We start from the raw sequence: 16,663 nt of genomic DNA, 5'->3' as shown, positions 1-16,663 counted from the left end.
TTGTAAGGCGCTTTTGCTAAGTATGACTAAGAGAGGCAACTTATGGCTATCACAGTACACTGCGATATCGTAAGCGCTGAACAAGAGATCTTTTCCGGTACGGTACAATCTCTTGTGGCTGCAGGCAGTTATGGCGATCTAGGTATTATGCCTGGTCACGCGCCATTGTTGACGACTCTGCAACCAGGTCCTGTTCGTGTGGTTAAAGAAAATGGTGACGAAGAGTTTATCTTCGTGTCCGGTGGCTTCCTAGAAGTTCAACCGCACCGTGTCACCGTCTTGGCTAACACAGCCACTCGTGCAAGAGATCTGGACGAAGAGGCGGCACTAAAAGCTCAGGAACATGCTAAAGAGCTTTTAGCTAACCAAAAACCTGACGTCGACTACACTCGTGCGACAGTGGAACTAGCAGAAGCTATGGCCCGCTTGCGTACACTTCAACAGTTCCGCGAGCACAAATAAGCGGTAATGTTGAGTGTGAAGTCAAAAAAAGCAGCTTTCGAGCTGCTTTTTTATTGGCTGATAGTCTGAGTATTTGTCTACTAAAGCATCTTCCACAATGTATCAAAAATGATCTGCTGTGCTTTGGCGATGTCTTTGGATTCCAATACCACGGCCGAAGGGAAGTTGTTGCTTGCCAAAGAAATAATCGCACACTTAGGTGGATAGATAGCGATATAGCTGGCGTCAACCGATCCTTCCGTTTTAATCCACTTACGTTCTGATAATTCCGCTTCTTCGCCACCGTCACCCAAAGCAATGACTTTTACATTAATGCCCAATTTAACGCGTTGCTTGGTGTAGTTAGGAAACGGGCGATACAAAAAGGGACGTATCGGTTTAGACGAAAACACACAATATTCTTTGTGGTCTTGTTGAGATACCACGTTTAAAATGTCGCGCAATACCCACTCAATGCCGTCATCGCCTTCGTAATAACGCACATGAGTTTGATGATAATCCGGCTGTTGTTGGTGTAAATTTGGAATGATGGTGTTCTTTAAATTCTCGATGGTTTTATTAAGACGATTGCGTTTTTCTTCCGCCAAATTTAATAAAATATCCGGGTTTTCAGCGGTAAAGAAGCGTCGCTTTCCTTTTGGAAAATAGCTGACAATGCCTTTGCTTTGTAATTGTTTGAGGTCTTCGTAGGCGGTACCGCGATTGATGCCGCTGTGTTCGGCAATGTCTCGAATAGAAGAGGGGCCAAGCTTTAATAGGGTTTGGTAAAGCTGTGTTTCTCTTGGTGTTAAACCAAGCATTTCAAAAGCTTGCTGAATCATAGGGCTCACAGTACCGTTTTTTAATTTGTCGACAGGCGTCAGAATACTACCGCGTTTAAGAATACACTTATTGATAGAAAAGCGCAGGGTCGAACGATCTGCGAGGAGAGAAAATTGACAGACGATCAACGATTTGGTGGCATTCGCCGTTTGTATGGTGAAGCGGCATACGCTGCTTTTTCGCGTGCTCATGTGTGTGTCATCGGTATTGGTGGTGTTGGCTCTTGGGCGGCTGAGGCGTTAGCGCGTTCTGGGGTTGGCCACATTACACTTATCGATATGGACGATGTTTGCGTCACCAATACCAATCGCCAGATTCACGCACTAAGCAGTACCGTTGGTCAATCTAAGGTCGATGTGATGGCGGAACGGGTTAAACAGATCAACCCCGACTGTCGTGTGACGTGCATTGAAGACTTCATCACCCCAGATAACATACCTGAGCTTCTTTCTGAGCCGTTTGATTACATTATTGATTGCATTGACAGTATTAAGCCAAAAGCGGCTCTGGTGGCTTGGTGTAAGCGTAACAAGCGCAAACTCATCACAGTCGGTGGTGCTGGTGGTCAAACGGACCCAACTCAAATTCAAATCGCTGATTTATCTCGAACAGAAAAAGACCCATTGGCGTCAAAGCTCCGTAATTTTCTTCGTCGTTATTATAACTTTAGCCGTAATACGAAACGTCGTTTTGATATTGAATGTGTTTATTCCATGGAACAGCTTAGCTACCCACAAGGAGATGGAACTGTATCTAAACAGCGATTAAAAGGAGATACAGAAACAAAAATGAACTGTGATACTGGCTTTGGCGCCAGTACAACGGTGACCGCTACTTTTGGATTTGTTGCGGTTTCTAGAGTCTTGGAGAAGTTGGCGAGTAAAGCCTGAAAATCAATAAAATATATTAGATAAGCAAACACAGGTTGTCTCTGCGTTTGCTTAAGGTGAATAGAGTTAATAAAGGAATTAAGCGAATAGCTGATGGGCTTCATAGGCTGCTAGCACGGTTGCTGTCTGTACTTGATGAGCCAAAATAAAAGCATCCTCGTAAAGGGTTTCATCGGGGAATTCTGTGATAAGTTGCACTGGCACATCAGGGTTTTGCACCTGATTAATCAGACACGGAATACCATTAATAAAACGGAAGTTAACCTCACCAGCATATTGCGTATAGAGATCGATCTGCTTTTGATTGAAAGAGACAAGGCCCGAAACCTGACTCAATCTAGCTGTCACAAATTGCAGAAACTTCTCTGTATAGCTTAGCCACTCATCTTCGCCATTGTGGCGTAAAATCAGAAAGAACCCCTTAGGAATTGTCCACATGTCAAAGCCATGGGGAACATAACCGGATAATGGCCGAGTCCATTCATGTGACGGATAACCGTGTAGATTAATGTGCAAACAAGCCTGACTCCGTTGTTTCGCCTGCTGACGTATACTTTTTTCATAAAAAGGTTCGTGTTTCCTATTTTCTAAGTCATCTCCAAGGGCGGTATAACGTGCGGCGTGGTGCATGTGTTTGGGATTATTCTGGATTAACCTTTGGTGCAGCTCATAACCATCAGGGTTTTCTAAAGGGGAAATAGAAAAGTGGCTGCGTTTTTTTTGAGAGAGTACTCGCACCGCTTTGAGTGCACCAACGACACCGGATGTTTCATTCGCATGCTGGCCGCTACTGATCATTACAGGGTGATCTGAACCAGTATGATAACGTCCGTGCACTTGCCTGCCAGTGATGGTTTGAGCGAAAAACGATTCACCTTCGATCTTGTTTAATTCCGTTTCAATTTGCTCTTGGCTAATGGCTTTTTTAGCGTACTCAAGAGACTGAAAGCCTGTAGAGTTTTGTAATTGATAAGCTTGCAATTCAATGTGAACGCCAGCGTGTTGATCTTCTGTATAAAGAACATCTGGCACAATATGGCCGATTTGGCCTTCTCTTCCATGGGCAAGATAGCCACTTTTCACTTTGAACCATTCAAGAATAGAGAAATACAGATCCTCATGTAAGGCTTCTCTTAGGCTGATTGATTCGTGCTCATAAGGTAAATCTTGATCTTGATAAGGAAGATGAACGGTAATTTTTAGCTCTTCAAAATATGGCTCTTTTTCCTGCCATGAATGTTGGCTAATGGCATTGAGCGTTTGATGAAAGAGCTGTTCATAATCGGTAATGAGTTGCTCATTTTTACAAACACCTCGACTCGAATGAGTGATTTTTATCCAGCCTGTTGGGGACAGATGTTGCTCATTGATCAAGGTTGAGTGCAGATGATTCGGTGCAAACACGTTAACAACATGAGATTCACCAGAGGCTAATATCAACACCACTTTATAGTGATCTTGATGCTTTTCGCTGCCAATGAATTCAATCTCCTGCTTTTCCATCAGAGCAGACAACGGATAAGCCTCTAATAAAAAACGTTTTTCTGGAGCAGCATCATGAATCGGATAGGTGACTTGTATCGCTTTAATATCACTTTTTGGGAAGGGAAGGTCTTCCATAAAAAAATGAATCAAAGGTTTATAGGCGCTTCGTATTTTGGCGTTTATACCCAATTTCTGAAGCGACATTTCTGCCTTTTGTCTGTGTGTTTTATCGGCAAACACCCAAGCTTCAAGCGTACAATCTTGGTATTCGGATTGGCTAAATTCCTTAATCAGCCAATCCGTTGTGAGAGAAATGTGCGTGGAGAAAATAGAACTCATCGTGATGTTTTACCCGTTGGGTCCAAGCTGTCTCGTAGCCAATCTCCCAGTAGGTTTAAACCAAGCACCGTTAATAAAATAGCGATACCAGGAAAGACACTCACCCACCAAGCGTTTTGAATATAAGTACGACCATCAGCAAGCATTCCGCCCCAGCTCGGCGTAAGAGGATCCACACCAAGACCAAGGAAAGTTAAGCTACTTTCTAACAAGATGTTATTGGCAACGTTCAGCGTCATTAAGACAATCACAGGTCCGATTAGGTTCGGCAAAAGGTGGCGAAATAGAATGCTAAAATTGCTCACACCAATGGCTTGCGCAGATTGGATAAACTCACGATCTCTTAGCGACAACACAGAACCACGAACGAGTCTGGCGTATTGCACCCATTGGGAAATGATTAACAAAAAGATCATGTTTGCCAAACCGCCACCGACAATGGCAATAAAGGTAATCGCGAGAAGGATAAATGGCATGGCCAATTGCACGTCAGCAAAACGCATAACGATGACATCCCAGAAACCACGGTAATAGCCAGAAATTAATCCCATAATCACGCCGAATACGACGGCGCCTGCGACAGACAAAAAGCCCACTTGCAAAGAAACGCTTCCACCAGAAACGACGCGGGCAAGAATGTCTCTGCCAAGAGGATCTGTGCCGAAAATGTGCTCAGGATCAGCAAAAGGCGCTAATAGTCGAGCGGATAAATTGATTTTATCGGCACTTTGAAAGATCAAATCTGAAAAAATAACAAGAAAACAAATCCCACCAGTGAGAAGCGCGCCAAGAATAAACTCTAAGCTGTTATATCTGGATAAGCTTGAACGAAAACGATTGGTCATCATCTTTTACTCCGTGCGAATACGTGGATCAATTAGGCCGTAGGCAATATCAACCAGAAGGTTAACGCTGACGATAAGCATGGACAGAATGGTGATGACAGCTTGTAGTACAGGGTAATCACGACCACTTACCGCATCGAATGCTAAAGACCCTAAACCAGGCCAATTAAACACACGTTCAATGACAACAATGCCGCCCAGTAATCCACCAAACTGCAAACCGAAATAGGTAATCAGAGGAATGGCGCAATTACGTAACGCGTGTTTGTACAGAACCGTGTTTTCACTCAAGCCTTTTGCACGAGCAACCATAATGTATTGCGCTTGTAAGGTTTCCAGCATAGAGGAACGCACCAGACGAACGTTTGTTGCCGTTAATATGATGGCCATAGTGAAAGCGGGCATTAAGAAACTTGTGAAACCATACATGCCGCTTGGCGGTAACCATTGCAGCCAGATGGAAAACACCAACACCAACATAAGCGCTAGCCAGAAGTTCGGGAAAGACAAACCAACTAAAGACACGATACGAATCGTCTGATCGGCCCATTTTCCTTTTGATACAGCGGCTTTGATGCCAAGAGGAATTGAAATCACGATAGATATCAGCATGACAGACACCGCCAGTATGAGCGTGGCTGGCAATGATGTGCTGATCAAGTCTGAGACTGGCGTGCCACCTAGGAAACTACGTCCTAAATCAAAGCTAAATAGGCCTAGGATAAATTCAAAATATTGAGTGAAGAAGGGTTTATTGATACCTAACGCTTCACGAATCAGTACCAAATCCGCCTCTGTCACGCTGCCTGCACCTTGAGTCAGCATGAGAGCGGGATCGCCAGTTAAGCGAATAGCGAAGGCGACCAGTAGTGTAATGGCAAAGAGTACGAATATTGCCTGCAGTAATCTTTTTAGTAAAAAATTAGCCATGAGTGTTCCTTTATTAACCATAGAGATTGCTTCGCCTTAGAGACGAAGCAATCGTGTCTTCTTCGATTATTCGATAGTCACATTGTTTAGACGCATACGACTATCAGGTACAGGAACAAAGCCTTTTACTTTTTTAGATACAGCAAAAATGGCATTTAGATTGTAAAGCGGCATTTCTAACGCTCTATCCGCCGTGTAGTTCGCGATGGATTTGAGGATCTCTTCACGTTGTTTACTGTCAGTAAGAGAGCGTTGAGATTCCAACAGCTTATCAAGTTCTGGATCACTGTCGTAAGGGTTCCATTTTTCCCCTGTGTGATACATGAAGTAAGCGGTGTTGTCGTAATCTAACGTCCAGCCGCCCCAACCTTGTTGGAACATTTCGCCGGTTTTCCCTGCAGGCACAATGTCATTGATAAGAACGCTGGTTTCATAAGGCTTAATCGTCGCATTCAAACCAATAATTTGTAGGTAACTGGCAATGGCTTGAGTCACTTCATTGAAGGTTGAATCGTTGCCTCGAATGTCGATTTGAACCTTGGTGCCCGGTTTGATGCCAGCGGCTTTCAGAAGCTGCATGGCTTTCGCTGGATCGTATGGAAGCGGTGACATGTCAGGGTCATTACCAAAGGAAATTGGGCTCTGGAAGCTGCTGATGGCAGACGCTTGCCCACCCAAGATCGAATCGATAATGGCTTGGCGGTCAACGCCGTAGATCATTGCTTTGCGAACGCGTTCGTCTTTCGTGATGCCGTTTTTAGTATTAAAACGTAGGGCATAAACACTTGGGCTAACGGTCGTAACAACGTCTAATTCAGGGCTTTTCTCAATGGTACTGATCATGCCGATTGGAATGGTTGGTGGAATCACTAAGTCAACGCGACCAGATTGCAGTTCCGCAACCGCTGTAGAAGGCTCGCTGATAAAGCGATAATTTAGATTGGATAACTTAGGTGCGCCGCCCCAATGTTTGTCATAGGCCTCTAGCTTGATGTCCACTTTCGGCTCGTACGAAACAAACTTAAATGGGCCTGTTCCGACTGGGTGAGTGTTAAAGAAGTCTTCGCCTTTTTCTTGAATGTATTTAGGCGGCACAATCATCGCGCCGTAGCCTGCTAGTTTGGTTAGCAATACTGGATCAGCGGCTTTCAGATGAAAATCGACCGTGTGGCTGTCAATCACTTCAACGGATTCAATGGCTGCGTAGTTCGAGCGTTGAGGGCCTTTTTTACCTTCGTCTCCCATCAGGCGATCAAAGGTAAATTTTACGGCAGAAGCGTCAAACTTTTCGCCATTATGAAACGTCACGCCTTGGCGCAAGTTAAAACGAATGCGGGTGCCGTTATCAAGTTGCTGCCAGGATGTGGCAAGGCCAGGTTCTAACTTAAGATCTGGGCCGCGATAGGTTAAGCCATCATAAATGTTCGTAGAAACCGATGCCCAGTTTATTAAAAAGGTATCGATTGGGTCCCAACTGCCCGGATCTTGAGGGGAAGAGACGGTTAATGTGCTTGCAAAACTAACGCTTGCTGCCGTGATGCTGGTAGCCATAACGATGGATTTTAATGCCATCGAAAAATACTGTTTGGTGTTCATTTTTATAGTGCTCCGTTCTTTCGTGATATGAGGGAATTATTATTTTTATGATGCGTCGGCGACAAAATGTCCCGGTGCAACTTCTGTGTGAGATACGATGAGAGGCTCATCACTCACGTGTCTGACAGGGCTTGGAATTTCGCCTGTAAGACGGCCTAAACTTCTTTCAATGGTTGGATCTGCCACAGGGACAGCGCTCAACAAACGTTTTGTGTATGAATGGGTTGGCGTTTCCAGCACTTGCTGTCGTGAGCCGAGTTCCGCAATTTGTCCTAGATACAAAACCGCCACTCGATGGCTCATTTTTTCCACCACCGCCATGTCGTGGCTAATGAACAAATACGCAATGCCGTGCTCTTCTTGAAGCTCCATAAAGAGGTTGATGATTTGAGCTTGGATAGACACATCCAAAGCGGAAAGGGCTTCATCGGCAATGATGAGTTTTGGGTTAGAAGCGAGCGCTCGAGCGATACAAATACGTTGGCGTTGACCACCGGAAAATTGATGCGGATAACGTTTAGCGTGTTCTGCTGTCAATCCGACACGTTCTAATAGCTCGTGAACGCGTTTTTGAATATTGGCTTCGCCTTGGATTAACTTATGGGTTTTGATCGGCTCGGCAATCGAAAAGCCAATGGTTTTTCGTGGGTCAAGTGAGGCTAATGGGTCTTGGAAAATGTATTGAATTTCTTGGCGCAGCTTTTGTTGGTCTTCCTTAGACATATTGTAAAAAGGGTTACCTTCAAAGCTAATTTCACCGCTGGTGGCGGCTTGTAATTGCTGAATCGTACGGCCAATGGTGGACTTACCAGAACCTGACTCTCCAACCAGCGCCAGCGTTTCTCCCGGATAAATATCAAAGCTGACTTTTTCTACGGCGTGTACGCGGTGAGTCACGCGCCCCCAGAAGTCCTTTTTGGTATCAAAGCGAGTAACAAGGTTTTTAACGGAAAGAAGGGGCTTTTCGTTATATCGTGCGGTGTTTTGTGCTTTTTCTTCACCAACTAAGCGCAGTTGGCCATCTTCAATTGAATTAATTGGAAAGCGCTTTGGAAAAGCTTCTCCTGTCATGCTGCCTAGTTTTGGTACAGCGGATAATAAAGCTTGAGTATAAGGGTGTTGAGGGCTAGTAAAGATGTCTTTAACTGGGCCTTCTTCCACTTTTTGTCCTTTTAGCATCACTACAACGTCGTCTGCGATTTCTGCCACAACGCCCATATCATGGGTAATGAAAATCACCGCCATATTGAGCTCTTTTTGTAAGTCGCTCAGTATGGTTAATATTTGCGCTTGAATCGTTACATCCAGCGCTGTGGTTGGCTCATCAGCAATCAGGATTTTAGGGCGACAAGCTAATGCCATCGCAATCATGACTCTCTGTCTCATACCGCCAGAAAGCTGATGAGGATAGCGTTTCAGCATGTCTTCAGCATCAGGCAAACGTACCATTTTGAGTAGTTTGCTGCTTTCTTCTAAGGCTTCTTTTTTACTCAGCTTTTTATGAAGAGAAAGCGATTCAGACAGTTGGTCGCCAATCGTAAAAACAGGATTGAGCGATGTCATTGGCTCTTGGAAGATCATCGCAATGTCTTTACCACGAATGCGGCGCATTTCATCCTGCGACAAAGACAGAAGATCTGTTTCACCTTCTTCAGTCGAGAAAAGAATTTGGCCTGACGGATATTGAGCACCAGAGGTCTCTGCCAGACGCATGATAGATTGTGAAGTAATCGACTTACCTGAGCCAGATTCTCCTACGATGGCGAGTGTTTTACCTTGATGTACGCTGAAGCTTAAATCGTCGATAACTCGGGATGGACCGAATTCAACAGATAAATTTTTGACAGCGAGAATGGTCGAGCTTGAGTTATCTAGCACGGTAAATCGTCCCTTTATAATATAGTTTTAGGTTAACGAATTGGGTTTGTTCCTTTGACAAAGATGAGGAATGTATACGCCTAAGGTAACGATTCTTTTTCTTTGCTTATTCCTATAATGAAAACTTAATGTCATTATATCTACTTATATTTATGTATAGCTTATAACTAAACATTATGGGGTGTTATGAAGTTTCGGCAGATTGAAGCGTTTCGATACACTATGTTGCAGGGCACAACGTCTGCGGCTGCGGAAAAAATGTATATATCTCAACCCGCTGTGAGTCGTTTGTTAAGTGATTTGGAAAGTTCGCTGGGTTTTACCTTGTTTGATCGACGCAAAGGACGTTTATACCCAACGCTTGAAGCGGCGGAATTTTTTCGTTCCGTGGAAGAGAGCTTTTTAGGCATACAAAAGCTGGAATCCGTGGCGGATCGGATTCGCAATAGAACTCCGAGTGAATTAAAAATTGCCTGTACTTCCGCAATATCAAGCTCCTTGCTGCCTCTGGTTTTAAAGGAACATAAAAAGTTCTATCCAGCAGAGCGGGTGAGTATTTTAACCTTGCCTATGTCTGAAATCGTGATGAAGCTTCAGACAAACTCTATAGATTTAGCTGTTGGTTTGGAATTGCCTCAGTTAGCAGGAATTGAACGAGAATTTATTGGTAATGCACGTTTTGTTTTTGCTATGCATGCTGATCATCCATTGAAAGAAAGAAGCAGTATTCGTGCGGAGGATTTGATTGGCGAAACGGTGCTTTCCGTTATTGATACTTATCCCGGGTACTGGAATAAACTGGATCATGCTTTAGAGTCTGTAAAAGATAAGGTTCATCAAAGCATTCATATCGATACCTCTCATACGGCTTATGCGATTATCGCGTCAGGATTATCTGTTGGTGTTTTAGAGCCTTTTGCAGCAAGAGCTTGGAGCGGAAGAGGGGTGTTAACTCGAAGTTTTGAACCTGCTGTTTATTACCCTTATGGCATTGCCTACCCGACAAACATAAAACAGCATGACTCATTGCATAACTTCATTCAGACGATTAAAAGTGTTGTGCCTGATATGCCGGAATTTGAGAAAAGTTAAGCCTGTATTTTATCCAAAATCCCCAACACGCCATTGGTTCTAGAGCTGGTTAGATAACTGGAGAGATTGAGTTCAGTAAGCTCTGTTTTTAAATCCATAGATTGGATGTCATCAGAGGTTTTTCCTTCCACTAAACTTAGAATGGCGACCAACACGCCACGCATGAGTTTGGCGTCGCTGTCGGCGTGAAAGTGGCGAATGCCGTCTATTTCTTCGATGATGAGCCAAACCGCGCTCTCGCAACCTTTTACCTTGTGTTGTTCTGTTTTCTCTTCGGCTGAGAGTCTAGATAAAGTTTTGCTTAAGGTGACAAGCGCTTTAAAGGTCTCTTCTTTGCTACGACAAGCTTGAAGCTGTTGTTTGATTTCTAGGTAATTTGCCATGGGAAACTCAATCCTCGCCCAATAAGTCGATGGCTTCTATTAATACATCACAGAAGCGATCAGCTTCTTCCATCGTATTATAACAAGCAAAAGAAGCGCGTAATGTGCCTTCGATACCAAGTGTTGTCATTAAAGGTTGGGCACAGTGCGATCCAGATCTAACGCCGACTCCTTGGCTATCTAGGTAAGCGTTTAAATCTAGAATATGAATATTGGGTACAGATAAGGAAACCAAGGTTGTGTTGTTTTCAGGCGAATGAATCTTAATGTTTTCGTTATGAAAAAGTCGTTTATAAACATGAGCGGCGAGGGATTGTTCCCAATCCAATAACGCCTTTCGATCTTGTTCTTCTATGAAATCACAGGCCGCCACCAAGCCAATCGCGCCTTCGATATTTGGTGTTCCAGCTTCTAATCGATAAGGTAAATCGTTGAATTCTGTTGTTTGATAAGACACTTTTCGCACCATTTCTCCGCCCGTTTGATAAGGCGATAAGGCCTCTAATGCAGGCGTTTTTCCATATAAAACACCAATGCCCGTTGGGCCATACATCTTGTGCCCAGAAAAAACATAGAAGTCGCAATCTAGCTCTTCTACATCCACAGAATAATGCGCCACCGCTTGCGCGCCATCCACCAAGGTTATCGCACCTTGTTGTTTGGCTAGGTTTAACATGGTTTTTAGTGGCGTACTGACGCCAATGGCGTTAGATATGTGAGTGGCTGCGAAGATTCGTGTTTTTTGCGTAAAGTAGGGTTCGTATTCTGCTTTCCATTGACCATCGACTTCCATCGGTAAAATACGCAAAACAGCGCCGGTTCGATTTGCCAATTGTTGCCAAGGCACCAGATTCGCATGGTGCTCCAAACTGGTAATCAGAATTTCATCGTCTTTTTCTAGTAAGTGCTCTAACCCATAAGCCAGCATGTTAATGGCTTCTGTTGTGCCTTTTGTCCAAATCACATGACTGTCTTGTGGCGCACGAATAAATCGAGCCACGGTCTGGCGAGCAACTTCAAACTGACTGGTGGCTTTGTCGCTGAGAAAGTGCGCGCCACGATGTACGTTCGCATTGGTGTTGCGGTAATAGTCTTGAATCGCATCTAAAACGCACAAAGGCTTTTGAGTGGTCGCGGCATTATCTAGGTACACAAGCGGATGACCATGGGCCATTTGATTCAAAATTGGAAAAGAAGAGCGAATAGATAAAGGATCAAAAGCCATGGATACTCTACTTTGGATTCGAACAAAAAGCCTAAAATAGGCCATAAATGGGTGAAATTGTACCTTAACTTCTCTTAAAAGCGGGAATTATTGGGCTTTTACTTGCGTTTTTTTAAGACAACTATAATGATTGATTACAGATACTAGATGACAAACTAGAAAAGGTACAAAGCGGTGGCGGATTTTTTATACAAAGGTGTGGTGGATTGGTTTTTGGATCAAATGTCGCAGGAGGCCATCGCGCCCGGCGACAAGATGCCTTCCTTACGAGCTTTATCGAAACAGTTGGGCCTGAGCTTAAATACGGTCATTCATGGCTATGATTTATTGAGTGAAGACGGTTGGATCGAATCTCGCCCCAAGTCGGGTTACTTTGTTTGTCATCGTAGTGAGACCAAACCTGCTTTGCTGTTGGCGGGTGACGTATTGCAAGAATTGGCCAATGACGGCACCAAACCTGCTTGGGCGTGTCTTGCGCATCGAGCGGCTTTGGTGGATCAAAGTGATGTCTTTCTGAGTCCGTCTGGACGTTTGGATGAAAGTCATGCTCCTGTGCTTGGTAAAGGGCATTTGGCAGTTCGTGAAGCCGTTAGTGGGTATTTAAAAGAGTTGGGTATCAAGACCCATGCGTCGCAACTCTGGCTGGGTCATTCGCCGTTGGCTATGTTTACCCAGAGTGTGCAAACACTGACACAACAGGGTGACAGCGTGTTAGTGCTGACGCCTTGTGACCCTAGAATCACCACGACGCTGCAAAGTTTAGGGCGGCAAGTTATCACGCTAAAAGCGGGAGAGCGGGGCGTTGATTTGGATTTGGCGATTCGTTGTCTGCGTGATGAATCCATTCGCTTGATTGTCTTGCCGGGGCAGTTTGCTTTTCCTGCCGGTCAATTGATTAGCAATCTAAGCTTGCGTCGTTGGTTGGCGATTATTGAAGAAACCAAACTGCCAGTGATTGAGTGGGATTTGTGCTCGCATTTGGCGTACCGAGCGGGCTCTGTCATGACTTATAAGTCATTGGATTCGTCGGATCATATTGTGTATATCGGTGGTGTGGAGTCCAAAGGCGCAGGCCGTTCAGCCAGTTGGTGTTTGCCTGGTCGACATCAGGCGTTGTTAGATGGGGCGTTTTTAGCCGCCGATATGTCACTTAGTGATGTTCAGCAAGCAGCACTTAGTGACGCTTTACAATCAAACAGTAAGCGCTCATTAACCAAGCGTGCCAGAGATGTTTGGGCGAATTCAGAACGAATCAAAGCGCATTTGGAAACTCGTCTTGGGGAGCAGGTCAGTTTTGCTGCCAGTAAAGGCGGTATGTCTTTGTGGATGTATTTGTCGACTCCTTTGCCAGTGAGCAGCATTACTGCGCTGTTGGCCAGCTCTCGTCATGCGATTGTGCCCGGTTCGCTATTGAGTCAGGAAGCCGACGCACACCATTGGCTTGCGATCAATGTCACCTTGGACGATGTGGAACCTTTGGCCAACGCGTTAGCAGAGCATTTGGCCATAGGCAAAAAAACTCAGCCAGAAGAGGAAATCGTTTTGCAAGATAAGGCGGTTGCAAAAGATGAAGTCGTTGAACCTATCGAACCTGATCAATCTGCAACACATGAAGATTCAGTGGCAGCGGTGGAAAGTGATTTAGCGACGACAGAAACCAGTGAGCCACCCCCCCTTAAAAGTGAGCCAACATCGCTTAAAAAAGAAGATAAGACGTCGCGAAACGCAACGACCGAGCCCTTATATAACCCGATGTTGGACTTGATCAACCACGATTTTGGTTGATTCATTAGGTTCTCAGTATCTGCGCATTAAGTCGATACTGAGTGATGCCAGTGATCGAAGCAATAAAAAGGGCCAGATTGACGGCCCTTTTTATTGTCGTGTACGAAATGTGTTTTAAGGTTGGCTTGCTGCGCCGAACATGTCTAAATCTTTGTTATAAATTTCACTGCGCATGTCGAATGCCCCCATAACGCTGTGGAACACATTGGCTTGTGTGCTGCTTTCTCTGCTTTTTAACGTATCGACGTTAATGTGTTGTTGGTCGATAAAAGACGGCGACATCCAGACAAGGAAGGGCACATGCAATTGTTGTTCTGGCGCAATAGAATAGGGCGTTCCATGTAAATAAATACCACCTTCTCCAAGTGATTCTCCGTGATCAGATACATACAAAAAGGCACTTGATGTGTCTTTTATGCCCGCCAGTGTTTGGCGTAATTGATCCAAGAAATGATCGTTGTACAAAATGGTATTGTCGTACGCGTTAATCAGCTCTGCTTGTGTGCACTTGCTCAGTTCAACGGATCGACAGACAGGCTTAAACACCTCAAATTCTTTAGGATATTTGCTGTAATAAGAGGGGCCGTGACTGCCTGTTTGATGCAATACCACAAACACTTTTTGCTTATCCGATGCGGCGATTTGTTCAGCCAAATGGCTGAGTAAAACACCATCATAGCCGCATTCATTGCCTTCACAATTCTGCTTTAGATCCCCTGAACTTAGGTAGCTAGACACCTTAATTGGTGGCTCACCCCAGTTCTTGGTGCGCCAAATAACATCAATTCCTTGGCGTTGTAGGTAACTGGGTAACGGCTCAAAATTTTCAGTAAATACGCCGCTTGGAGTGTGGTGCGAGAGAATGCATTTTACGGCGGCGGTAGTATAGCTGGCGCAAGATGTGGCGTTTTTCAACGTAATGACGTCCGATGCGGCGAGCAATGGATTGGTGGGTCTATCGTAACCATACAACGAAAAATTCTGTGCGCGTGCCGATTCACCAATCACCAATACCACAACGGTTTTATTATTGGATAGGAAAGTCGCATCAGGCAGTGGTGTTTGAACAATATTTTCCTGAGACTTGCTGTATTGGAAACGCGCGGCATTGCCGACGTATGACCAAGGCATGGTCATACCGCCCAGCTGTTTGGCATGGTCGTCTACCCAAAGCCATTTGCTTTGCGATTGCCATAAAAAAGTAGAAATCACGACAATAGTAAGCACAAGATGCAACGCTAGGCGGATTCTAGACGTCTTTTGAATCGAAGATCGCATGATCAAATAGGCCGGAATGACGCCCAGAAGTACAAAGTACACCAGCAGTGTTGGGCTTAGAAATTGCTCAGATTCCGAATATTGTGTGTTGAAGATATTGCCCATCATGGTTCTGTCTAAAATGACGTTGTAGGTCACAACAAAGTAGACCGCCAGCGAATTCGCTAACGCCAACACCACACAAACCGCTTTACCAAGGCGTCTTGATATCAAAAACAACAGGTACAGAATCAACGCCGTCTCTAAGTAAATCACCGCGAACACCGCCAGCAGCGTATGCAAACTGTTGAGAGTGATGCCATCTAAGTTTTTCAATGAAAAAGAAAACAATGGCCAGTTGTAGAGGGCGATGTTCAGTAAGGTGATGAAAATAATGAAGGTTGATGTTTTTGGTGTGCTTTTGAAAAAGCGAGAAAAACCAGAGTGTTGGCGCTTCATGGGCGAGTTGTTTCCTGTTGATCCTACGGCGGCTTCGTGCCGAAAAGTGCAAGGCGTTAATGGTTAAATATCAATTCTAGGTTACATGATAGATGCTTATTTGCACCGCGAAGTCACTTTATCACGCAAGCCCGATTGTAACAATTTAACACTAATCGTAGACGTATTTAGGATCATGGCGAATCCGTGTCATTGAGAAGGCGCAGAATACATTCCCCAAAAATTAAGGTCATATGTCCATTATTGGTATGTTTGTCATGAATTTTTATATATTTTTCACGCAATGTGCATAGAATATGGTTAAAATTAAACGCTAACTGTTATTTTCATATTAGATATTCCCAATTGAGATGGATTTTATGCGCTGCTCTTCAACCAATATTTGCAATAACTATAAGTCTTTATTAGAAGAAGCTCGGTCGACACCGACTGTCGTGTCGCAATCTAACATCCAGATTTTATTAGTGATTGCCATTGTTTTAGCCAGTTTGGCAGGCATTGGGTATTCTATGGGAGGTTATCAATTTGCCTTCTTAGAAATAAACCACTTATCTTCTTATATTTATCCTACCTTGCTGGAGAACCTCACCGTGTTTGGTGACGGTGTGTTTTTATTGGCGTTGGTGCTGCTTTTTTCATGTCGTCATATACGTTTTCATTGGACGGTTTTGTTTACGACGATCGTATCCGCGATTGTTGTGAATTTATTGAAAGATTATTTCGCGATGCCTCGTCCGCCAGCGGTGCTTGATCCTGAGGCATTTAACTTACTTGGGCGGGCGTATAAGTCGCGCAGCTTCCCCTCTGGTCACAGTATGACGGCGTTCTTGCTGGCCACGATTTGCTTTTGCTATGTGCAGAACCTGTACTTTAAAGTGTCTATTATGACGTTGGCTGTCTTGGTGGGTTTGAGTCGAGTTTTGATCGGCGTTCATTGGCCAGCGGATGTGTTAATAGGCGGCTCTTTAGGGGTTGTGTTGGGCGTCGCGGGTGTGATGGTGACGGCGAAGTGGAAAGCTGGCATTTGCGCTTATGTTCATTTGTTCACGCTGACCTTGCTGGTCATTGCCTGCATCATGATCTTCGTAGATGGCAATGATTATAAGCTTGCGTTGCCATTGTTGTATGTGGTGTCTGCGGCTGCGTTATTTCGAGTATTCAAAAATTACATCTGGGTAAGATAACGAGACTGTTTCTACTTGATTAGAAGGTCTA

General features: G+C 44.5%; 14 protein-coding genes. 5 read left to right on the top strand and 9 right to left on the bottom strand.

What is annotated here, in order from left to right; translation table 11 throughout:
- The first annotated feature begins 42 nt into the window (after positions 1-42).
- Positions 43-462, top strand: a complete 420-nt coding sequence (locus AABA11_RS16540; RefSeq protein ID WP_265727690.1) for a F0F1 ATP synthase subunit epsilon — start codon at positions 43-45, stop codon at positions 460-462.
- A gap of 80 nt (positions 463-542) precedes the next feature.
- Here the strand turns inward: AABA11_RS16540 and AABA11_RS16535 are convergent, their stop codons facing one another.
- Complete coding sequence (locus AABA11_RS16535) at positions 543-1,283, bottom strand: TrmB family transcriptional regulator (protein ID WP_265727691.1); 741 nt, start codon at positions 1,281-1,283, stop codon at positions 543-545.
- A 114-nt stretch (positions 1,284-1,397) separates the two neighbouring features.
- Between AABA11_RS16535 and tcdA the strand changes: the two genes are divergently transcribed.
- Positions 1,398-2,174 (top strand): tRNA cyclic N6-threonylcarbamoyladenosine(37) synthase TcdA, encoded by a 777-nt coding sequence (gene tcdA, locus AABA11_RS16530; RefSeq protein ID WP_338269575.1) that lies wholly within the window; start codon positions 1,398-1,400, stop codon positions 2,172-2,174.
- Between the two features lie 78 nt (positions 2,175-2,252).
- Here the strand turns inward: tcdA and AABA11_RS16525 are convergent, their stop codons facing one another.
- The 5 genes from AABA11_RS16525 to AABA11_RS16505 all read right to left on the bottom strand — a co-directional run bounded on the left by AABA11_RS16525 (position 2,253) and on the right by AABA11_RS16505 (position 9,247).
- Positions 2,253-3,998: a M14 family metallopeptidase gene (locus tag AABA11_RS16525; RefSeq protein WP_338269573.1), complete on the bottom strand. Its 1,746-nt coding sequence runs from the start codon at positions 3,996-3,998 to the stop codon at positions 2,253-2,255.
- Positions 3,995-4,846: an ABC transporter permease gene (locus tag AABA11_RS16520; protein WP_414681605.1), complete on the bottom strand. Its 852-nt coding sequence runs from the start codon at positions 4,844-4,846 to the stop codon at positions 3,995-3,997. Before AABA11_RS16520 ends, AABA11_RS16525 begins: the two co-directional genes overlap by 4 nt.
- 3 nt (positions 4,847-4,849) lie before the next feature.
- Positions 4,850-5,773: an ABC transporter permease gene (locus AABA11_RS16515; protein ID WP_338269571.1), complete on the bottom strand. Its 924-nt coding sequence runs from the start codon at positions 5,771-5,773 to the stop codon at positions 4,850-4,852.
- A 66-nt stretch (positions 5,774-5,839) separates the two neighbouring features.
- Positions 5,840-7,369 (bottom strand): ABC transporter substrate-binding protein, encoded by a 1,530-nt coding sequence (locus tag AABA11_RS16510; protein ID WP_338269569.1) that lies wholly within the window; start codon positions 7,367-7,369, stop codon positions 5,840-5,842.
- Between the two features lie 45 nt (positions 7,370-7,414).
- A complete protein-coding gene (locus AABA11_RS16505) occupies positions 7,415-9,247 on the bottom strand; it encodes an ABC transporter ATP-binding protein (RefSeq protein ID WP_338269567.1) in 1,833 nt (610 codons plus the stop codon).
- A gap of 186 nt (positions 9,248-9,433) precedes the next feature.
- On the opposite strand from AABA11_RS16505, the gene AABA11_RS16500 reads away from it, so the two are divergent.
- Positions 9,434-10,339: a LysR family transcriptional regulator gene (locus AABA11_RS16500; RefSeq protein WP_338269565.1), complete on the top strand. Its 906-nt coding sequence runs from the start codon at positions 9,434-9,436 to the stop codon at positions 10,337-10,339.
- Here AABA11_RS16500 and AABA11_RS16495 read toward each other — a convergent pair.
- Positions 10,336-10,722, bottom strand: coding sequence for a SufE family protein (locus AABA11_RS16495; RefSeq protein ID WP_338269563.1), 387 nt, complete (start codon positions 10,720-10,722; stop codon positions 10,336-10,338). The genes AABA11_RS16500 and AABA11_RS16495 overlap by 4 nt on opposite strands.
- 7 nt (positions 10,723-10,729) lie before the next feature.
- Entirely contained in the window at positions 10,730-11,947 is a 1,218-nt protein-coding gene (locus AABA11_RS16490; RefSeq protein ID WP_338269561.1) for an aminotransferase class V-fold PLP-dependent enzyme, read from the bottom strand.
- A gap of 174 nt (positions 11,948-12,121) precedes the next feature.
- Between AABA11_RS16490 and AABA11_RS16485 the strand changes: the two genes are divergently transcribed.
- Positions 12,122-13,732: a GntR family transcriptional regulator gene (locus tag AABA11_RS16485; protein ID WP_338269559.1), complete on the top strand. Its 1,611-nt coding sequence runs from the start codon at positions 12,122-12,124 to the stop codon at positions 13,730-13,732.
- A gap of 114 nt (positions 13,733-13,846) precedes the next feature.
- Here the strand turns inward: AABA11_RS16485 and eptA are convergent, their stop codons facing one another.
- Positions 13,847-15,448, bottom strand: coding sequence for a phosphoethanolamine--lipid A transferase EptA (gene eptA / locus AABA11_RS16480; RefSeq protein WP_338269557.1), 1,602 nt, complete (start codon positions 15,446-15,448; stop codon positions 13,847-13,849).
- Positions 15,449-15,807: 359 nt separating this feature from the next.
- Here eptA and AABA11_RS16475 point away from each other — a divergent pair, with 359 nt between their 5' ends.
- Positions 15,808-16,632, top strand: a complete 825-nt coding sequence (locus AABA11_RS16475; protein WP_265727432.1) for a phosphatase PAP2 family protein — start codon at positions 15,808-15,810, stop codon at positions 16,630-16,632.
- Positions 16,633-16,663 lie beyond the last annotated feature (31 nt).

The organism is Marinomonas pontica, assembly GCF_036322735.1.
Taxonomy (GTDB): Bacteria; Pseudomonadota; Gammaproteobacteria; order Pseudomonadales; family Marinomonadaceae; genus Marinomonas; species Marinomonas pontica.
This window is presented reverse-complemented; position numbering and strand designations above follow the sequence as displayed.

Coding starts and splice junctions, on each gene's coding strand:
- AABA11_RS16540 (WP_265727690.1), top strand. CDS start 43: ATGGCTATCACAGTACACTGCGATATCGTAAGCGCTGAACAAGAGATC.
- AABA11_RS16535 (WP_265727691.1), bottom strand. CDS start 1,283: ATGATTCAGCAAGCTTTTGAAATGCTTGGTTTAACACCAAGAGAAACA.
- AABA11_RS16525 (WP_338269573.1), bottom strand. CDS start 3,998: ATGAGTTCTATTTTCTCCACGCACATTTCTCTCACAACGGATTGGCTG.
- AABA11_RS16520 (WP_414681605.1), bottom strand. CDS start 4,846: ATGATGACCAATCGTTTTCGTTCAAGCTTATCCAGATATAACAGCTTA.
- AABA11_RS16515 (WP_338269571.1), bottom strand. CDS start 5,773: ATGGCTAATTTTTTACTAAAAAGATTACTGCAGGCAATATTCGTACTC.
- AABA11_RS16510 (WP_338269569.1), bottom strand. CDS start 7,369: ATGAACACCAAACAGTATTTTTCGATGGCATTAAAATCCATCGTTATG.
- AABA11_RS16500 (WP_338269565.1), top strand. CDS start 9,434: ATGAAGTTTCGGCAGATTGAAGCGTTTCGATACACTATGTTGCAGGGC.
- AABA11_RS16495 (WP_338269563.1), bottom strand. CDS start 10,722: ATGGCAAATTACCTAGAAATCAAACAACAGCTTCAAGCTTGTCGTAGC.
- AABA11_RS16490 (WP_338269561.1), bottom strand. CDS start 11,947: ATGGCTTTTGATCCTTTATCTATTCGCTCTTCTTTTCCAATTTTGAAT.
- eptA (WP_338269557.1), bottom strand. CDS start 15,448: ATGAAGCGCCAACACTCTGGTTTTTCTCGCTTTTTCAAAAGCACACCA.
- AABA11_RS16475 (WP_265727432.1), top strand. CDS start 15,808: ATGCGCTGCTCTTCAACCAATATTTGCAATAACTATAAGTCTTTATTA.